The 17,461-nt window shown below is 61.1% G+C and carries 26 protein-coding genes; 10 read left to right on the top strand and 16 right to left on the bottom strand.

Annotated elements, in window-relative coordinates; genetic code table 11:
• Window positions 1-112: 112 nt before the first annotated feature.
• The 5 genes from HKD24_RS00815 (at window position 113) to HKD24_RS00795 (ending at window position 2,225) form a co-directional block, all read left to right on the top strand.
• Window positions 113-355 (top strand): hypothetical protein, encoded by a 243-nt coding sequence (locus HKD24_RS00815; RefSeq protein ID WP_194258580.1) that lies wholly within the window; start codon window positions 113-115, stop codon window positions 353-355.
• A gap of 4 nt (window positions 356-359) precedes the next feature.
• Complete coding sequence (locus HKD24_RS00810) at window positions 360-518, top strand: hypothetical protein (RefSeq protein ID WP_167494560.1); 159 nt, start codon at window positions 360-362, stop codon at window positions 516-518.
• A 193-nt stretch (window positions 519-711) separates the two neighbouring features.
• Window positions 712-1,089: a hypothetical protein gene (locus HKD24_RS00805; protein WP_194258579.1), complete on the top strand. Its 378-nt coding sequence runs from the start codon at window positions 712-714 to the stop codon at window positions 1,087-1,089.
• Window positions 1,089-1,283 carry a helix-turn-helix transcriptional regulator gene (locus HKD24_RS00800; protein ID WP_194258578.1) on the top strand — a complete coding sequence of 65 codons (195 nt, stop codon included), beginning with the start codon at window positions 1,089-1,091 and terminating at the stop codon, window positions 1,281-1,283. Before HKD24_RS00805 ends, HKD24_RS00800 begins: the two co-directional genes overlap by 1 nt.
• 60 nt (window positions 1,284-1,343) lie before the next feature.
• Window positions 1,344-2,225, top strand: coding sequence for an alpha/beta fold hydrolase (locus HKD24_RS00795; protein ID WP_194258577.1), 882 nt, complete (start codon window positions 1,344-1,346; stop codon window positions 2,223-2,225).
• Between the two features lie 97 nt (window positions 2,226-2,322).
• Here HKD24_RS00795 and HKD24_RS00790 read toward each other — a convergent pair whose 3' ends face one another.
• The 3 genes from HKD24_RS00790 to HKD24_RS00780 all read right to left on the bottom strand — a co-directional run bounded on the left by HKD24_RS00790 (window position 2,323) and on the right by HKD24_RS00780 (window position 3,564).
• On the bottom strand, window positions 2,323-2,691 hold the full coding sequence (locus HKD24_RS00790; protein WP_194258576.1) for a RidA family protein: 369 nt from the start codon (window positions 2,689-2,691) through the stop codon (window positions 2,323-2,325).
• A 16-nt stretch (window positions 2,692-2,707) separates the two neighbouring features.
• A complete protein-coding gene (locus HKD24_RS00785) occupies window positions 2,708-2,959 on the bottom strand; it encodes a DUF1150 family protein (protein WP_062508757.1) in 252 nt (83 codons plus the stop codon).
• Window positions 2,960-3,051: 92 nt separating this feature from the next.
• Window positions 3,052-3,564, bottom strand: coding sequence for an Hsp20 family protein (locus HKD24_RS00780; RefSeq protein WP_194258575.1), 513 nt, complete (start codon window positions 3,562-3,564; stop codon window positions 3,052-3,054).
• A 191-nt stretch (window positions 3,565-3,755) separates the two neighbouring features.
• Here HKD24_RS00780 and def point away from each other — a divergent pair, with 191 nt between their 5' ends.
• Genes def through truA form a run of 3 tightly spaced genes read left to right on the top strand, consistent with a single transcriptional unit; the run spans window position 3,756 to window position 6,051 of the window.
• On the top strand, window positions 3,756-4,310 hold the full coding sequence (gene def, locus HKD24_RS00775; protein WP_194258717.1) for a peptide deformylase: 555 nt from the start codon (window positions 3,756-3,758) through the stop codon (window positions 4,308-4,310).
• Window positions 4,311-4,316: 6 nt separating this feature from the next.
• Entirely contained in the window at window positions 4,317-5,231 is a 915-nt protein-coding gene (fmt, locus tag HKD24_RS00770) for a methionyl-tRNA formyltransferase (RefSeq protein WP_194258574.1), read from the top strand.
• A complete protein-coding gene (gene truA, locus HKD24_RS00765; protein WP_194258573.1) occupies window positions 5,224-6,051 on the top strand; it encodes a tRNA pseudouridine(38-40) synthase TruA in 828 nt (275 codons plus the stop codon). Before fmt ends, truA begins: the two co-directional genes overlap by 8 nt.
• Here the strand turns inward: truA and HKD24_RS00760 are convergent.
• Genes HKD24_RS00760 through dapD form a run of 3 tightly spaced genes read right to left on the bottom strand, consistent with a single transcriptional unit; the run spans window position 6,048 to window position 8,648 of the window.
• The gene (locus HKD24_RS00760; protein WP_194258572.1) at window positions 6,048-6,629 is read right to left on the bottom strand and encodes a hypothetical protein; all 582 of its coding nucleotides are present in this window, start codon (window positions 6,627-6,629) and stop codon (window positions 6,048-6,050) included. The two genes, truA and HKD24_RS00760, sit on opposite strands and share 4 nt — an antisense overlap.
• A 38-nt stretch (window positions 6,630-6,667) precedes the next feature.
• Entirely contained in the window at window positions 6,668-7,813 is a 1,146-nt protein-coding gene (dapE, locus tag HKD24_RS00755; RefSeq protein ID WP_194258571.1) for a succinyl-diaminopimelate desuccinylase, read from the bottom strand.
• Window positions 7,814-7,817: 4 nt separating this feature from the next.
• Entirely contained in the window at window positions 7,818-8,648 is an 831-nt protein-coding gene (gene dapD / locus HKD24_RS00750) for a 2,3,4,5-tetrahydropyridine-2,6-dicarboxylate N-succinyltransferase (protein WP_194258716.1), read from the bottom strand.
• A 279-nt stretch (window positions 8,649-8,927) separates the two neighbouring features.
• Here dapD and HKD24_RS00745 point away from each other — a divergent pair, with 279 nt between their 5' ends.
• Complete coding sequence (locus HKD24_RS00745) at window positions 8,928-10,226, top strand: sensor domain-containing diguanylate cyclase (RefSeq protein ID WP_228124075.1); 1,299 nt, start codon at window positions 8,928-8,930, stop codon at window positions 10,224-10,226.
• 30 nt (window positions 10,227-10,256) lie between these two features.
• On the opposite strand, the gene argB is transcribed toward HKD24_RS00745, so the two are convergent.
• The 6 genes from argB to rpmH all read right to left on the bottom strand — a co-directional run bounded on the left by argB (window position 10,257) and on the right by rpmH (window position 14,488).
• Complete coding sequence (argB, locus tag HKD24_RS00740) at window positions 10,257-11,192, bottom strand: acetylglutamate kinase (RefSeq protein ID WP_194258569.1); 936 nt, start codon at window positions 11,190-11,192, stop codon at window positions 10,257-10,259.
• Window positions 11,189-11,869 carry a ribosome biogenesis GTP-binding protein YihA/YsxC gene (gene yihA / locus HKD24_RS00735; RefSeq protein ID WP_194258715.1) on the bottom strand — a complete coding sequence of 227 codons (681 nt, stop codon included), beginning with the start codon at window positions 11,867-11,869 and terminating at the stop codon, window positions 11,189-11,191. The genes argB and yihA overlap by 4 nt, the downstream gene beginning before the upstream one ends.
• A gap of 17 nt (window positions 11,870-11,886) precedes the next feature.
• Window positions 11,887-13,614: a membrane protein insertase YidC gene (gene yidC, locus HKD24_RS00730; RefSeq protein WP_194258568.1), complete on the bottom strand. Its 1,728-nt coding sequence runs from the start codon at window positions 13,612-13,614 to the stop codon at window positions 11,887-11,889.
• 90 nt (window positions 13,615-13,704) lie between these two features.
• Window positions 13,705-13,956 carry a membrane protein insertion efficiency factor YidD gene (gene yidD / locus HKD24_RS00725; protein WP_228124074.1) on the bottom strand — a complete coding sequence of 84 codons (252 nt, stop codon included), beginning with the start codon at window positions 13,954-13,956 and terminating at the stop codon, window positions 13,705-13,707.
• The gene (rnpA, locus tag HKD24_RS00720) at window positions 13,953-14,315 is read right to left on the bottom strand and encodes a ribonuclease P protein component (RefSeq protein ID WP_265589035.1); all 363 of its coding nucleotides are present in this window, start codon (window positions 14,313-14,315) and stop codon (window positions 13,953-13,955) included. Before rnpA ends, yidD begins: the two co-directional genes overlap by 4 nt.
• A 38-nt stretch (window positions 14,316-14,353) precedes the next feature.
• Complete coding sequence (gene rpmH / locus HKD24_RS00715; RefSeq protein ID WP_011253345.1) at window positions 14,354-14,488, bottom strand: 50S ribosomal protein L34; 135 nt, start codon at window positions 14,486-14,488, stop codon at window positions 14,354-14,356.
• A 145-nt stretch (window positions 14,489-14,633) separates the two neighbouring features.
• On the opposite strand from rpmH, the gene HKD24_RS00710 reads away from it, so the two are divergent.
• On the top strand, window positions 14,634-14,870 hold the full coding sequence (locus HKD24_RS00710; protein ID WP_228124073.1) for a hypothetical protein: 237 nt from the start codon (window positions 14,634-14,636) through the stop codon (window positions 14,868-14,870).
• Here the strand turns inward: HKD24_RS00710 and gloA are convergent.
• Genes gloA through fabZ form a run of 4 tightly spaced genes read right to left on the bottom strand, consistent with a single transcriptional unit; the run spans window position 14,854 to window position 17,430 of the window.
• A complete protein-coding gene (gene gloA, locus HKD24_RS00705; protein WP_153431175.1) occupies window positions 14,854-15,243 on the bottom strand; it encodes a lactoylglutathione lyase in 390 nt (129 codons plus the stop codon). The two genes, HKD24_RS00710 and gloA, sit on opposite strands and share 17 nt — an antisense overlap.
• Window positions 15,243-16,088 carry an LpxI family protein gene (locus HKD24_RS00700; RefSeq protein WP_194258567.1) on the bottom strand — a complete coding sequence of 282 codons (846 nt, stop codon included), beginning with the start codon at window positions 16,086-16,088 and terminating at the stop codon, window positions 15,243-15,245. The genes gloA and HKD24_RS00700 overlap by 1 nt, the downstream gene beginning before the upstream one ends.
• Window positions 16,088-16,945 carry an acyl-ACP--UDP-N-acetylglucosamine O-acyltransferase gene (lpxA, locus tag HKD24_RS00695; RefSeq protein WP_194258711.1) on the bottom strand — a complete coding sequence of 286 codons (858 nt, stop codon included), beginning with the start codon at window positions 16,943-16,945 and terminating at the stop codon, window positions 16,088-16,090. The genes HKD24_RS00700 and lpxA overlap by 1 nt, the downstream gene beginning before the upstream one ends.
• A 5-nt stretch (window positions 16,946-16,950) precedes the next feature.
• Complete coding sequence (fabZ, locus tag HKD24_RS00690) at window positions 16,951-17,430, bottom strand: 3-hydroxyacyl-ACP dehydratase FabZ (protein ID WP_141306749.1); 480 nt, start codon at window positions 17,428-17,430, stop codon at window positions 16,951-16,953.
• Window positions 17,431-17,461: the final 31 nt, after the last annotated feature.

Genomic DNA, 17,461 nt, shown 5'->3' with positions numbered 1-17,461 from the left:
GAACAGAAGATCTCAATTTTCCCGAATTCACTTGAAAACCATATGTGTCAAACCATGTTTAATGGACTGACAGCGTTCTCCAGCAGCGCACAAAACAGCAGAAAGTTTTCCAATGTCCAGTGACCATGCCCCTCATGAATCTTTCAGCCTGCACCACCTCGCCGAGAAAGCGCATCGCCAGCCCAAGCTGCTGACGAAAAGCGAAGTCGAGGAACTGGCCCATTTCGTCCTCAAGGGTGCCGAAGGCGCGACCGAGGCACAGAAAGAAATCGCCAAACGCGCCCTGCACAATCCCGAAGGCGTCGAAAGCTCCGACATCAGCGCCCTCGCCACCCAGATCCTGACCAGAAAGTAAGACCATGACCGGCCATTCCCACGAACTTCCTTCGCAGCAGAAACTCGAACATCGCCTGAAGGAAGTCGAACGCGACCTCGCCCGCGCTGAGAAATCAGACCCGGAACGCATCCACGCCCTGAAAGCCGAAATCAAGAAGATTCAGTCCGAGCTTCAGGACTGATTTCTACAGTCCTGCAAACCCTTCGGGTAGCCATCTGTCTTTTCGGGGCGTGCAGGACAACCTCAAGAGTGCCTACGATCATTATCCTTTCATGAACGGCTTGAAGCCTGAACCGACTCTTGTCGCGACATGTAAAGGAAACTTGACATTAGAGATCTTGCTTGAGTAAAGGACCCTTTACAGGGAGGGTCTCATGTTTCGATCCAGACAGTATCTTTTCGGGCTTGGCTGCGCGCTGGCACTCTATGCGGGCCTGCTGATCGCTGCCGCAGCCCTCGAGTATGCGCTGCACCCTGTGGGTATTCCCAGACTGCTGATCAATCTGGTGCCGATGCTCGGCGCCTTTGCCGCAGCATGGGCCATTTTGCGCGAGTTATGGCGGATGGACGAGATGCAGCGGCGCATCCAGTTCGACGCCATCGCAATCTCTTTCCTTGGAACGGCCCTCATCACGTTCGGCTGGGGATTTGCCGAGGGCGCGGGCCTTCCCCATCTGCGGGCTTTTCAGGTTTGGCCCATCATGGGTGCCCTCTGGGTCCTAGGGCTTGTAATTGCCCGGCGGCGCTATTGATGATCAATCGGATCAGGAAACTGAGGCGCGACCACGACTGGAGTCAGGGCGATCTGGCCGAAGCGCTGTCGGTCTCGCGCCAGACCGTCAATGCCATCGAAAACGGTCGATACGATCCCAGCCTCCCACTGGCATTCACCATCGCAAGAGTTTTCGGTCTGCGGATCGAAGACATTTTCCAGCCGGAACCGTGACAGCATGAAAAACTCACTGCACGCCCGAACCCTTTTTGCCGCAGGCCTATTGCCATTTCCATGCCACTCAGCTCCACAGCAGGCCCAGTCTTTTCCCTGCCGTCCGTCCGGACATACGGCAACATCTCAGTTGCAACCGAAGGGACCGGACCGGATATCGTCCTTGTCCCCGGACTTGCTTCCTCGCGCGACGTCTGGGCTGGTCTTGCCAGCAGATTACGCCGGCATTACCGCCTGCATCTGATTCAGGTGGCAGGCTTTGCCGGTTCTCCTGCCATACCCGGCCAGAATACGCAGGTCGCAGCGTCTGCCGCTGAAGCGATCGCAGATTACATCCAGCACCAGCATATCAGGATGCCAGTCATCATCGGCCATTCCCTTGGCGGTGAAGTGGCGCTCATGCTGGGCGCGCGCCACCCGAAACTGATCAGCCGCCTGATCATCGTGGACGCCCTGCCTTTTTACGCCTTGCTGCTTGATCCTGCGGCTACCAGCGAGACCGCCAGGCCACGTGCAACAGCATTCCGGGCAGCGCTGCTTGCAACACCCGACGCGCAGATGGAAGCTTCTCAGACCGCTACCATCGCACGTCTCGCCAAAACCGAAGCAGTCAGACCCGCTCTGGTCAGAGCATCCCTCGCTTCAGATCGCAAGACCGTGGCGGATGCCATCTATGAACTGATGACGACCGATCTGCGCCCGGAACTTAGCCACATTACTGTTCCCGTGGATGTCGTCTATGCATACGACCCGCTTTACGGGGTTCCCGCATCGCAGATCGACGCGCTCTTTCACACGGCCTATGCCACGTCTCCACAGGCCCGTTTCAGACGGATCGATGGCAGTTTCCACTTCATCATGCTGGATCAGCCTGAAAATTTCTCACAGGCTGTCGAGGGCTTTCTTGAAGCAGATCGTTCCGAAAAATCGTCGCCTCCCTGAAATGCGGCACCACACAACAGATATCTGGACGCAAAAAGCCGCCCTTCCAAACCAGAAGGGCGGCTTTTTTATTTCCAAACAAACCCGAAAACGCAGATTATTTCAGCGCCGCAATCGCCGTCATCTCAACGCGCCATTCCTGCACCGCCAGCTTTGCCTCAACCGTGGCCCGCGCCGGCTTGCTCGCCGGGTCCAGCCAGGCGTCCCAAGCCCGGTTCATCGCGCCAATCTCTCCGATATCCGTCAGGAAAATCTGCACCGACAGGATCCGGCTTTTGTCTGTTCCCAGAGACGCCAGAAGTGCGTCAATCTGGCGCAGGATGTCGATCGTCTGCCCTTCTGTATCGAGGCTGGCGTCATCCGCAACCTGACCGGCAAGATAGGCGAGCCCGTTATGGACCACTACGCCCGCAAGGCGCTCTTCTTCGAGGTGACGGGAAATATCGGCGTTCTTGCTCACGGGCATGACCTTTTAGCTGGAGTTACTGAAGCAGGGTCGGGATCATTTCATGCTCGAGGATCGCATCAAGGGCGCTCTCCTCATCGTCCGCGACCGCCATGGGCGTGCCGTCGGCAGCATGGATGGCCACGATCAGTTCTCCGTCATGCATGACGGATTTGACATAGGCGAGGTGGGACATGCCCAGCGTCAGGAGCTGCGGCTCCGTGATGCGTCGCAGATCCGCGGGGAGTTTATCGTCCGAACGATCACCGTTTTCGAAGGGATTGTTCAAGTCAGGTTCCTTCTGAAGCCATGGCGGTTCATGCCGCCTGGCCCTGGGGTTCAGTCTATAGAAAATCTGGCCGGCAGAGGCGCGTACCGGACCTATTCGTCGTCGATATCGCGGGCCGGCCGCGTCGTACGCCGCGTCTTCACAACAGGGGGCACCACTTCATGATGGACCGTCGGCCTTGGTGCGGGGCTGCGCCGCCCCTGCGAAATGGCAATCCGCTTCACGCGCACTTCCGGCTCCGGACGCAGAAGATCGATATGCAGCAGGCCGTTATCAAGCCATGCGCCGCCGATTTCGATGCCTTCCGCCAGCACGAATGCCTTGTGGAACTGCCGCGCCGCAATCCCGCGATGCAGGAAAATGCGTCCCTGACTGTCGTCTGCCTGACGCCCGCGGATCACGAGCTGATTGTCTTCCTGCGTGATCTGCAGATCGTCCATGACAAACCCTGCCACTGCCAGCGTAATGCGCAGGGCCGTGGAGCTGAGCTGCTCGATATTGTAAGGGGGATACCCGTCAGACGTTGATTTCGCGGCACGCTCAAGCATCTGCTCGAGGTGATCGAAACCGAGGAACATCGGGGACGTGAACAGGCGACCGGACATAGGGCTTATGCCTCCTCCATGAGCGAGACGTAGACAGGGCCGGTCCCATTCTGCGGCAACCGGCTGACCCTACGATATGGTGTCACAGCATACAGATGCAAGTTCTGCCCATGCGGGACCGTATGGAAAACCTGCACTCAAACCTTATCTTGGACTGGCATTCGGCGCCTTCGCTCGCTACATCGCAGGACATGAGCGAATTCGATTTCCTGTCCGGCATCGACGATGTGCCGCCCACCCCAATCCTGATCGCCCCCCAGCCCGTGCTGCGGGAGGTCACCCGCGACGTGCGCCCCGAAGACATCGCCTTCATCCGCGATCAGCTTCCGGGCATGTTTTCCGCCATGTACAAGGCTCCAGGCATCGGCTTGGCCGCCCCTCAGGTCGGGCTTGGCATGCGCTTCGCCCTGGTGGATGTGGCCGAGGAAGACGCACCGCGTGAGCCCATGCTGCTGATCAACCCGCAAATCATTTCTGATTCCGATCAGCTTGCCGCGCGTGAGGAAGGTTGCCTCTCCCTGCCGAACCAGTATGCCGAAGTCGTCCGCCCCGAATCGATCCGCATACGCTACCGCAACCTTGCGGGCGAAACGATCGAGCGCGATGCATCCGGCCTGCTCGCCACCTGCATCCAGCACGAGATGGACCATCTCGACGGCATCCTGTTCGTCGATCACCTCTCGACGCTCAAGCGCAACATGATCATGCGCCGCCTGGCCAAAGAGCAGAAACTCAGAAGGCACTGATCCCCGATGCGGCTGATCTTTATGGGAACGCCGGACTTTTCGGTCCCGGCGCTGCACGCTTTGCTCGACGCTGGTCACGACGTGGTCGCGGTCTATACGCAGCCGCCCCGCCCGGCAGGACGCGGCAAGGCGCTTCGCCGCTCGCCGGTCCATGAAGCCGCCGAAGCCGCCGGGATCAAGGTGCGTACGCCCGCACGCGTCCGCCGCGACACGGCCGAACACGAAGCCTTCGCCGCCCTGAATGCCGATGCCGCCGTGGTCGCCGCCTATGGCCTCATCCTGCCAAAAGCGATGCTGGACGCCCCGCGTCTGGGCTGCCTGAACATCCATGCGAGCCTCCTGCCCCGCTGGCGTGGCGCGTCGCCCATCCAGTCCGCCATCGTCGCAGGCGACAGCCAGAGCGGTGTTTCCATCATGCAGATGGATGAGGGCCTCGACACCGGCGCTGTCCTGCTGGAAGAATCCACCCCTATCAGCGCGACCGACACTGCCAGCACGCTGCATGACCGCCTGTCCGAAATCGGTGGCCGTCTGGTCGTCCGTGCGCTCGCCGAACAGCCGAAACCTGTTCCGCAGCCCGAAGAGGGCGTCACCTATGCCGAGCGCCTGACCCGCGATCACGGCCGTATCGACTGGACGCGCAGCGCCGCCGAGATCGACCGCCAGATCCGTGGCCTGACGCCTTGGCCCGGCGCGTTCACCACGCTCGACGATGTCGTCCTCAAGATCGGCGCAGCTACCCCGCTCCCTGCCGAAAGCCATAACGCTGCCCCGGGCACCACGCTCGATGACAACCTCACCATCGCCTGCGGCACCGGTGCCCTGCGCATCGACCGTTTGCAGAAACCCGGTCGCAGCATGATGTCCGCTTCCGACTTCCTGCGCGGCCAGCCCGTGCCGAAAGGCACGCGCCTTGTCTGACACGCAGGTTGCGGAGCCTCTCGCTGAACCTGCCGCCGAGCCCACGGGTCTGAACCGCTGGGCCCTGCGGATCGAATATGACGGCACCGGCTATCTCGGCTGGCAGAAGCAGAACGACGGCACCTCCATTCAGGGCCTGATCGAAGCCGCCGCTTCGAAACTGGTCCGCAACCGTCCCGTCCCCAGCATTACCGCCGGACGCACGGATGCTGGTGTGCATGCGGCAGGCATGGTCATCCATCTCGATTTTCCGGATGACGCCCCGATCGACGCCCGGCAGATCCGCGATGGCATGGGCTATCATCTCAAGCCGCACCGCGTCGTCGTGCTGGAAACGGCGAAAGTCGGCCCGGAATGGAACGCACGTTTCTCCGCGACCTGGCGTAGCTATCGCTACACGATCCTCAACCGTCCCGCCCGTCCAGGGCTGATGGAAAACCGTGTCTGGCACATCAAGCGCCCGCTGGACGTCGACCTCATGCAGCAGGCCGCGAACCATCTCCTCGGCCCGCATGACTTCACATCCTTCCGCGCCGTCGCCTGTCAGGCCAAAAGCCCCATCCGCACGCTGGACGTTCTGAACATCCACCGCGATGGCGAACTGGTCATGATCGACACGAAGGCGCGCTCATTCCTGCACCATCAGGTCCGCAACATGGCCGGCACCCTGATGATGATCGGCTCACGTCAGTGGCCGGTCGAAAAGATCATTGAAATTCTGGAAGCAAAAGACCGCTGCGCGGCCGGACAGACCGCCCCGCCCGAGGGGCTCTGCCTGATGGATGTCGGCTATCCCGACGATCCCTTCAACCGCTTCTAGGACGACAGCCCGAGCAGATCGACAACCGCATTGTAATGCGGCGGCAGCAGCCACAGGACCCAGAGCAGTCCCCCCACCGGCAGGGTCTGCAGAACGGTCATGACAAAAGCCTGCCAGCCCGTCGTCACAAGCCCGACCTTCGTCACATACCAGGTCAACCACAGCGTATAGAGCTGCGCTCCGAAAGCGAGGCCACCCAGAGCCTGGCTGGACGCCGCGGCCCCCGGCAGCACGAGATGCAGCACGCCTTGGGCCATGATCAGCATGACCAGTGGCAGCCACCCGCACCACAGCGAGGCCGTGGCATAGCGCGTCCACAGACCCTTGCGGCTCAGGGCGCCTGCATAAAGTTCCGACACCACGAGCTGCAATAGCGTGCAGACCAGCGGTACCACAGCCCGCACCAGTCCCATGAGCCGTTCGGCGGGCGGCAGCATGAATGCCATCCACACCCCGATAACCGCCAACGCAATCGTCGGCGCCAGAGCCGCGAACAGGGCTCCTGCTCCGGGTGCGAAACAGTTGATCCCTTCGGACCGCCCCCGTCCCAGCAGCCATACACCCAGCGGAATGGCCATGTTTCCGGTAGGAGGAAACGGACCTGGCCGTCCGGAATTCACAATCCGTATCCTTCCATGAACGTCAGATAGATCCGCGTCAGGTCTTCCAACGTCCCTAGCTCCACATGCTCGTCACGCTTGTGCATGGTCGCGCCCACCAGCCCGAATTCTGCGACCGGGCAGTGCTGCGAAATGAACCGCGCATCCGACGTCCCGCCACCGGTATCAAGCCGAGGCGTCTGACCCGTCACCTGCCGCACGGCGTCCGACAGGCACGTGACCGCCTCTCTGGGCTGCGTCAGAAACGCCTCGCCACTGATCGACACCTGCACGTCCGCCGAAGGGGCATGACGCCCGACCACATCCTTGATCCACGCCGTCAGCGCTGCCCCGGTATGCAGATCATTAAACCGGATATTCAGCCGTCCGACGGCCTGCGCCGGAATGACATTGGTCGCACCATTCCCGACATCGATGCTCGTGACCTGCAGGGAAGATGGTGCAAACCATTCGCTCCCCGTATCCAGCTCCCGCGCCGTCAGCTCGGAAAATGCCGCCAGAAGACGATGAACCGGATTATCCACCAGATGCGGATAGGCCACATGTCCCTGCGTCCCGTGCACGGTCACGACAGCATTCATGCTGCCCCGACGGCCGATCTTGATGACATCACCCAGAGCCTCGGGGTTCGTCGGCTCACCCAGCAGACAGAAATCCGGCAATTCATCCCGCTCTGCCAGCCATTCAATGACCGGCTTCGTCCCGAAATGCGCCGGACCTTCCTCATCTCCCGTAATCAGCAGCGAGACGGAACCCTTAAGCGGCCCCTGCTCCAGACGCCGCGCAACGGCTGCCACGAAACAGGCCACCCCGCCCTTCATGTCCGCGATCCCACGTCCATAAAGCCGGCCGTCCTGAACCACGGCCGCAAACGGATCATGCGCCCAACCCTTGCCCGGCGGCACGACATCGGTATGTCCCGCAAAACAGAGCGAAGGGTGTCCTTCGCCCAGCCGTGCATAAAGATTGGGCGTCTGCGCATCCGAAGGCCCGAAAGGCAAATGGAACACCTCGAACCCCATCCCCTCCAGCACGTCCGCCAGCAGCGCCTGAGCACCACCATCGGCAGGCGTCACGGATGGGCAGCGCAGCAGATCCCGCGCCAGTGCCACCGGATCGACAGGAAAGGACGGGACCGACATCGGATCAGTCGCGCAGCAGATCGTTAATGGAGGTCTTGGACCGCGTCCGCTCGTCCACACGCTTGACGATTACTGCACAGGCCAGAGACGGCATGCCCGGCTCCTTCGGCGGCAGCGTGCCCGGCACAACCACGGAATAAGCCGGAACCCGGCCCATGAAGATTTCGCCCGTCGCACGGTCCACGATCTTCGTGGATGCACCCAGGAACACACCCATCGACAGAACAGAACCCTTCTCGACAACCACGCCCTCGGCCACTTCCGAACGTGCACCGATGAAGCAGTCGTCTTCGATGATGACCGGAGCAGCCTGCAGCGGCTCCAGAACGCCACCAATGCCCGCGCCACCGCTGATATGACAGTTCTTGCCGATCTGCGCACAGGACCCGACCGTCGCCCAGGTATCGATCATCGTGCCACTGTCCACGCGCGCGCCGACATTCACGAAGCTCGGCATCAGCACCACATTCGGCGCAATGAATGCGGAACGGCGCACGATTGCCCCGGGAACCGCGCGGAAGCCAGCCTCGGCGAAGCGGAACTGGTCCCAGCCATCGAACTTCAGCGGAACCTTGTCAAAGGCCGGCTCACCACCGCAACCGCGCTCCATGACCCGGCTGTCCTTCAGACGGAAGGAGAGCAGAACAGCCTTTTTCAGCCATTCATGAACGATCCAGCCGTTTTCGGAAGGCTCGGCCACACGCAGCGTGCCGGAATCCAGCGCTGCAAGGGCTTTTTCCACGACGTCGCGGTCTTCGCCTTCCGTACGGGCGCTGAGAGTCGTGCGGCGCTCCCACAGAGCTTCGATGGCATTACGAAGAGGTGCATTCGGCATCATGTCGGTCCGGTAAGAAGAAGCAGAAATCCGCCGGACCATGCGGTTCAGGGCGTTTCATGTCAACGGATCTTTACCTCAGACCATGCCCTGCACATACCCGCGCGTTGTTAATGACTTCTTAACCCACCACGCTTATGAAAACGCATGGGGCTTTGACCAAATAGCCCGATCAAGAGCTTTCTGCGGGATGTGTCACCCTTGCCTGATATGCGTGCCTTGCTGTCCCAGTTCATGAACGGACCCTCGCCTGACAGAACTCCGCAGGAACTGCGGAACATGCTGGCATCAACGCTGGAAAGCCGGGAACGATGGCGCTCCCTGCTCTATCAGGCCGTGGACCTGGTCTTCGAAACCGACAATCGTGGGCGGATCATTCTGATCTCTCCCGAAACATGGCTCGGCCAACCCACGACTTCCCTGATCGGACGATCTTTCAGCGCCCTGTGCGGCACCGTAGATGTTCTCAGGCCCCACACCGGCACCCCCGTTCAGATCACGACCCCGCAGGGCACACCGCTGACAGTCATCCTGTCATCCTGCCCGTTTACCGATAATGAAGGCCGGATCACCGGAACACGCGGCACCCTTAAAGCCGTCTCTCCGGGTCTTTCCAGCACGGTCCCTACCCCTGCCGCCCCGCCAGAAGCCGCCCCCAATCCCCTTCCCGAAAGCGATGGGGTCGCAATTCTCGCCACCGTCACCAGAGCCCTGCGCAAGGCCATTGTCCCGAGACTGGCCTCCGCCGCCGCAATGGAAGCCCTCCTGGCTCCCCTGTCCACGGAAGGTGCACTGCTGGATACGGCTGTCCCGAAGAGCCTCCTGTTCAGTTCATCCTCCCTGCCCGAGGACATCGAACCTCTCCTGGCCACACAGCCCGGCCAGACCGGGACCACGACCTTCAGGGCCGGCACCTGTCATGTCATGATCTGTCGGGAAAATATCCGCAGTCTCAAACAGCTCTGTCTGGTTCTCTGGCGTCCTGAACCCTGGTCGCCGCAGGACCGGCAGATCTGTCAGACAGTCTGCTCCCTGCTGGCCGGTTTCTGGGAACTCGACAGCATCCATCGCCGTATCCTGACCGATTCCGACTACGATATTTCGTCGAACCTGCTGAATTGGAACGGGCTGAAAGCGGAAATCGAACGTCGCGCGCGCCGTCTGGATCAGGAATCCATGGCGGCTACCCTGATCATCGCCCGCGTCCCCGGCCTGACCGAACTTTCCAGAACGCGCGGCTTCGAAGCAGGCGAAGAAGCCCTGAGACAGTGCGTTGCCCTCCTGCGCACGGCCGTTCGTCCGACCGACGCCATCGCCCGCATCAGCAACAATACCTTCGCACTCTGGATGGATGGCGGAGACCGTTTCGCCGCCGCAGAACGGGCCGAGCGCATGACGGCGCATGGCATGCCTATCCTGATTGACCCGCCGGTCCACCTACCGCTGCAACTGGGACTGGTCTCCCGGGAAGCTAATGCCGACGAAACAGCCGAGAGCCTTCTCGAGCGCGGCATACAGGCTCTTCAGGAAGGAGTGGCTGAAAACAGAAAATGGCGCTTCTCACACGAAGCGCCATAATCCTCAGTCCAGTTCTTCTGTGTCGGCCGCTTATGCCTTGATGAGCGTTCCCGGGCCGGCCCGCGTGAACAGTTCCAGCAGGCAGCTATGCGGCACGCGGCCATCCAGAATGACAGCGGCTTTCGCACCCTTCTGCACCGCCTCAAGACAGGTCTCGACCTTGGGGATCATCCCGCCCGAAATCGACCCGTCAGCAATGCGTCGCCGGGCCTCATCAGCGCTCAACTCTTCAATGAGCTTCCCGTTCTCATCCAGCACACCTGGCACATCCGTCAGCATCAGCAGACGGGACGCATGCACCGCACCGGCAATCGCGCCAGCCGCAGTATCCGCGTTGATGTTATAGGTCTCGCCTTCCGCACCCACACCAACCGGTGCAATCACGGGGATCAGCCCGGCGCCAAGCAGCGCATACAGCACGCGCGGATCAATCTTTTCCGGCTGCCCGACAAAACCGAGATCGATGACTTTCTCGATCTCACTTCCCGGATCGCGCTTCGTCCGGGTCAGCTTGCGCGCCTGGATCAGCCCGCCATCCTTGCCGGAAATGCCGACAGCCAGCGCCCCGGCCCGATTAATGAGCTCTGCCACCTGCTTGTTGACGCTGCCCGACAGGACCATCTCGATCACATCGACCATCGACTTGTCGGTCACACGCAGCCCGTCGATGAACTCCGAACGGATCTTCAGCCGGTCCAGCATGGCGCTGATCTGCGGCCCGCCACCATGCACCACAATCGGATTGATTCCGACCAGCTTGAGCAGGGAAATGTCATAGCCGAACGCATGCGCCAGCTTGCCCTCACCCATCGCATGACCGCCATATTTGACGACGATCGTATCGCCGGCATAGCGGCGCAGGAATGGCAACGCGCTGGAAAGAATGGCCGCCTGCTGCTGTGCCTCTTCCATGTCAACGGAGGGCGGGACTTCAGGCAGCTTGTCGCTGTGTGTCTTACTGGTCATGATCCGGACTGTCCTTCCCCTGACGTCTGGAGTGGCACGGCAAAACGGGCGATTTCCGCCCGCAGATCCTCGATCCCGAAACCGGTCTCGCTGCTGGTGGCAATGATGCGCGGATAAGCGGCGGCGTGCTTAAGCGCCAGCGCCTCGACTTCTGAAATCTTCGCCGCCAGCGCCTTCGGCTTCACCTGATCGCATTTGGTCAACACGATCTGGAACACTACGGCCGCCCGGTCCAGCAGCTCCATGACATCCTTGTCCGAGGCCTTGAGCTCGATCCGCGCGTCCAGAAGCAGGATGACCCGCTCCAGCGTCGTCCGGCCGCGAAGATAGGCGAACATCATGTCCTGCCAGTCTTCCTTGACCGACTTCGCCGCTTTCGCAAACCCATAGCCCGGCATATCCACGAGAGACAGCCGGTCAGCCAGATTGAAAAAGTTGAGCTGCTTGGTCCGCCCCGGCTCGGACGAGGCCCGTGCCAGCGCACGACGCCCCGTCAGCGCATTGATGATGCTCGACTTGCCGACATTGGACCGGCCGGCAAACGCCACTTCCGGCCGCCCGACAGGCGGAAGCTGGTCGATCTTCTGGGAGCCGAAGAAGAACTCACATTCTCCCGCGAACAGAAGTCGCCCGTCCTCGATCTGGGCCTCGGTCGGCGGCCCCGGGATTTCTTTCATCATGCCTCTGCCTGGCCTCAGGTCCGTGACACCGGAACGGGCAGACCCGTCCGGCGCTGGATGAACATCTGCTGCGCAACCGTCAGCAGGTTATTCCAGGTGTAGTAGACCAGAAGACTGGCCGGGAAGCCGGACATGAAGAACACATAGACCAGCGGCATGAACTGCATCATCCGCGCCTGTGCCGGATCAAGGCTCGCCGTCGAGCTGGTCTGGCGCTGCAGCAGCCAGAACGTCAGACCAAGCGCCGTGCCCCAGATGCTGACATGCAGGAACGACGAGTAATGCGTCGGATCGAACGGCAGCAGTCCGAACAGGTTGAACACGTTCGTCGGGTCCGGCATCGACAGATCATGGATCCAGCCGAAGAACGGCGCATGACGCGCATCGATGCTGATGTTCAGGATCTTGTACAGGCAGAAGAAGATCGGCGCCTGGATCAGCATTGGCAGACAGCCGCTCGCCGGGCTCACTTTCTCTTCACGATACAGCGCCATGACCTTCTGGTTCATGGCCATCGGATCGTCCTTGTTCTTCTCCCGGATCTCCTTGACCTTCGGTGCCAGCAGACGCATCCGCGCCGAAGACTGGGCAGCCTTGGAAGCCAGTGGGAAGAGAACGATCTTGACGATCAGCGTCAGCGCCATCAGCGCGAGGCCGAAATTGCCCAGATGCAGATACAGCCAGTGCAGCAGCGTCAGCAGCGGGCGGGTCAGAAAGCTGAACCAGCCGAAGTCGATTGCCTTGTCCAGATCGGGAATGCCAAGCTGCTTGCTGTAACCCTGAAGCAGGCTGACCACCTTCGCACCTGCAAAGACATGACTCTTCTCGGTGATGGACCCGTTCGGCATGATCTGCTGGGCGTTCTGGGTGGACATCCCCACCTGATACGACCCCGGCGTTCCCGGCACGTAAGCAAAGCTCGCTGCAACCGGCGTGCCGTCAGCAGGAGCCACGGCCGTCAGCCAGAACTTGTCGCTGATGCCATCCCAGCCATTCGTACCCGTGGACGACCAGGACACGTGATCCGGATGGTCAGCGCCTTTGCGCAGGTTCTTGTAGCTCTCATCCTGCATCCGGCCACCGATAACGGCGATAGGCCCTTCATGCGCGGTGAAAGCCCCTTCCGGCGCATCATAATCACGCTGCACGCGCTCGAACGGCACCAGGGCCACCGGCTGACCCGAATGGTTCTCGACCGTCTGGCTCACGGCGAACATGTAGTGCTCGTCCAGGCTGATCTGGATAGAGAACACCAGCCCCTGTCCGTTATCCCAGTGCAGCGTCACCGGATGGTCCGGCGTCAGCGCCTCGTCCGAGCTCTCCCAGACCGTATTCAGGTCCGGTATGCGGGCATTGGAGCCCGGCGCATTCGTCCAGCCGACCACGACGAAGGTTGGATGCGTACTCCCCGCCTTGTCCAGCAGCCGCACCAGCGGGCTGTCCTTGGCCAGGGTCTCGCGATATTTCGTGAGGATTAGATCATCCAGCACCGCGCCCTTCAGGTTGAGAGATCCCTGCACGTCCGGTCCCGTCACCGGAATGCGCCGCGCAGTCGCCTGCGTCTCAGTAGCAGCCTCGACGGGCGGCGCAGCCGGTGTCGGCGCGCTGTTCTGAACCTGTGCTGCAGGCGCATGTGTGACGGGATGGGGATCGTCCTGATGGGGCTTCGGCATGAAATAGTCGAAACCGATCAGGATAAGGGCCGAGAGAAGTGTGGCCGCAATAATGCGTTTGGTGTCCATCGGGCGGATGCCGGTCTTTCGTCTCACTGAATAGGGCTTGCGCCTCAAGTGGCCGAAAACCGCATTCAAAACAATAGGCGGAGGGCTTTTTTAATGCCGGTGTGGCTTCGGAGGCAGGTCCACACCCCCTTCTGACCAGGGATGACAGCGCCCGATCCTGCGCAGTGCAAGCCATCCGCCACGGATCGGTCCATGCTCGCGGATCACCGTCAGCGCATAGGTGCTACATGTCGGATCAAACCGGCAGTTTTTGCCAATGAACGGGCTGATGAAAAGCTTGTAGGCGTCAATAAGCGACAGCATCAGGGCCGTAACGGCTTTCCTGAGCATGGACGCGCTCATTTCGCCCGATCCCGGCCTTTGCCAGGATTTTCCCTGAAACTACTGTCCAGCCCCTTGCGAAGAGCCTGACGCAGATCATCCTTGAGAAGGGAAAAATCGCGCCCCCGGGTCCTGTCCCGTCCGATAAGGACGAAATCGCCGGAAGGCAGACCGTCTTCCCGCGCGACAAGGCGCAGGGCCTCGCGGAGGCGACGGCGGGTGCGGTTACGGATAACAGAATTACCGACTTTTTTCGTGACCGTGAAACCAACGCGGGTTTCGGCCGCTTTGTCATCCGGCAGGATCTGCACAACCATACCGGGAGTGGCGACCTTGCGCCCCTTCCCGGCTACACGCAGAAACTGCGGCCGTTTTTTCAAACGGCTCGGTGTATGGGTCGTACCGATCTGGGTCGTGCTCAGGCGGAGAGCTTCTTGCGGCCCTTGGAGCGACGGTTGGCCAGTACGCGGCGGCCGCCGACAGTCTCGCTACGCGTACGGAAACCGTGACGACGCTTGCGAACCAGCTTGGAGGGTTGATACGTGCGCTTCATGACGTTGATCCTTAAAAACCAGGCGGACGCCTCAACTGTGGACATCCGCGTCGATCGGGCGCACGAAACGCCCGGTGATTGAGACCCGGGCTTGTAAGCACGCAGGCCCTGCATGTCAATGCCAGACCTAAAGGAACTTCAGCCCATGCCCGAGTCCAGCAACAGCCCCACAGCAGTTTCAGCTACGGCTCCCGCCCGCAGGCGCCCCCAGGACAGCAGCAACTTCCGCCACGACCTGCGAAACGCCCTGGCCCCGGCCCTGCTCTGCGCTGACATCCTCAGCATTCACAGCGACGAAGCCGTCCAGCAGAACGCCCAGACCATTATCGATGCGCTGGAAAACGCCCTGAAACTGCTGAAGAACTCTACTTCTTCTCGATAAGCTCAATCTTGTAGCCGTCCGGGTCTTCTACGAACGCGATGATGATCGTCCCGAACTTCAGCGGACCGGCCTCACGCGTCACCTTGCCACCACCCGTACGGACGGTCTCCACGAGTGCCGCCACATCCGGCACGCCGATCGCAAAATGCCCGAACCCGGTGCCGACTTCGTAGTCGGTTTCCTGGTCCCAGTTATAGGTCAGCTCAATCTCGGCCTGTCCGTGTTCGTTGTCATCGAATCCGATGAAAACCAGCGTATAACGTCCTTCGCGCACTTCCTTGCGGCGAAGTTCTTTCATCCCGAGCAGCTTGTAGAATGCTAGACTCCGGTCGATATCCCGGATTCTCACCATCGTATGCAGAAACGTACTCATCACTTGTCCTTCAGATCTTCCGGCGTCAGCCCATACAGGAACAGCCCATAACGATCTGCCAGCTTCACACAGCCGGCAGGGTCCGTCATGAGAGTCACTCCGGGCTGGAACGCAACGCCCCGCAATCCGTTCCGGGCTGCATTTTCCAGTGTCTCCGGCCCGATCGTCGGCATGTCCGCCCGTAGGTCCTGTCCCGTCTTGGGCATCTTCACCAGAACGCCGCCACTTCCCGCCTGCATGAGCCGCCCGCAGCGCCCCAGCATGGCGTCCGTCCCCTCCAGAGCCTCGACCGCCAGCACGAGACCGTTCTGGACAACGCATCCCTGACCGATATCCAGGGTTGCCATGACTTTCAGAACTTCGACCCCGCGGGCGATATCCTGTTTGGCCTGGGCGTCGGGAAAGACGCGGCCGAGGGTTCCGGAGCGGCCGGTAGCATGTTCGAGGAATTCGTGAGCGCCACGGACATGGAAGCCCTCCTCACCAAGGACACGGACAACAGCGCCGAGCAGTCCGTCATCGCCGGAGAAGATGGCGCGGCCCAGACGTGCAAGGATGCGGGCGCCTTCTGCATCCGGGCGGAGATCGCGCCAGGCGGGACGCCGTACCGGACCAATCAGGACCAGTTCGCGGCAGTTGTGCCGTTTGAGAGCCCCGAGAATATCACCGGCGGCGGCAAGACGAATGATTTCGTGTGGGTAGGGTTCGAGGAGCGCACGGTCAGCGAAATCGCGGAACCCGACGATAAAGATCTTTCGACCCTTGGCGATGGCTGCGGCAGCGACCTGCGCGGGGAGTGGTCCCGAGCCTGCCAGAATGCCGATGCAGCCACGATCGCCCACCATCAGGCGCCTTCGGTTTCGGATTGCCCTTCCTGACGCGCAACGCGGGTCAGGCCACGACGGCTTGGAGCCTCCATGAAGTCCAGCATTTCCGCGATGCGGGGAAGATGGCCGTATTCCCTGCGGACTTCGGCGATACGGCTCTCCAGAACAGAATCGCTGGCACCGTGACGTGGATACAGCGTGCGGAACGCACGACGCATGGCCTGCATTTCTTCCGGACCAACGCCGGAACGCTTGAGCCCGATCCAGTTCAGTCCGACCAGACGCGCGCGGTTTCCCAGAACGCTTCCGTAAGGAATGACGTCCATTTCCACGCCACAGACGCCACCGACCACTGCTCCGCGTCCGATCCGGACAAACTGGTGCAGGGCAGCCGAGCCCATGATCTTCGCGTCATCGTCAATTTCGACATGGCCGCCCATGACGACGTTGTTCACGATGATGACGCGGTCACCGATCACGCAGTCATGGGCGACATGCGCATTGGCCATGATCAGGCAGTTCGCACCAATGCGCGTCAGCGCATGGCCCTGCGCGGTCCCACGGTGGATCGTGACGTTTTCCCGGATGACCGTATTGGCGCCGATTTCGCACAGCGTGGGTTCGCCGGCATATTTGAGATCCTGCGGAGCCAGACCGATCGTCACGAACGGATAGACCTCCACATCTTCACGCAGGGTCGTGTATCCATCCACAAGAACAGAAGCGTGGAGGCACACACCGTCACCGATCGTGACGTTGGGTCCCACCAGGCACCATGGCCCGATGCGCACATTTTCACCAATCCGCGCACGCGGATCAACGATTGCGGTCGCATGGATTTCGGCGGTTTCGGGACGTTTCCCTGCCATCTGCATCAGGCTCAACCCATAATCATCGCACTGAAGGTCGCTTCGGCCACGGCTACCCCGTCAACACGGGCCACGCCCTTGAACTTCCAGACATTTGCGCGGGACCGTTCCTTGTCCACATGGATCCGGAGCTGGTCACCGGGGCCAACGGGGCGACGGAACTTGGCGTTTTCGATCGTCATGAAATAGACCAGCTTGCCTTCAAAGGCCTTGCCCAGCGTCATGACCACCAGCGTGGCTGCGGTCTGGGCCATGGCTTCCACGATCAGCACACCCGGCATGACAGGGTGAGAGGGGAAATGTCCCTGAAAGAACGGCTCGTTTACCGTGACGTTCTTGATGCCGATCGCAGACTGCCCGGCATGGATCTCGACCATCTTGTCGATCAGCAGGAACGGATAACGATGCGGGATCGACTGCATGATCTGCAGAATGTCGATGCTCTCGGGAAGCTGATGGCCTTCTGCAGCGGCGTCTGTCGCGGGAGTCATCTGTTCAGCTGGAGCGTCCACTCGGTCCATC

The organism is Gluconobacter vitians, from assembly GCF_015244565.1.
GTDB lineage: Bacteria > Pseudomonadota > Alphaproteobacteria > Acetobacterales > Acetobacteraceae > Gluconobacter > Gluconobacter vitians.
Note: the sequence above shows the minus strand (reverse complement) of the source record. Positions and strands in the feature narration are given on the sequence as shown.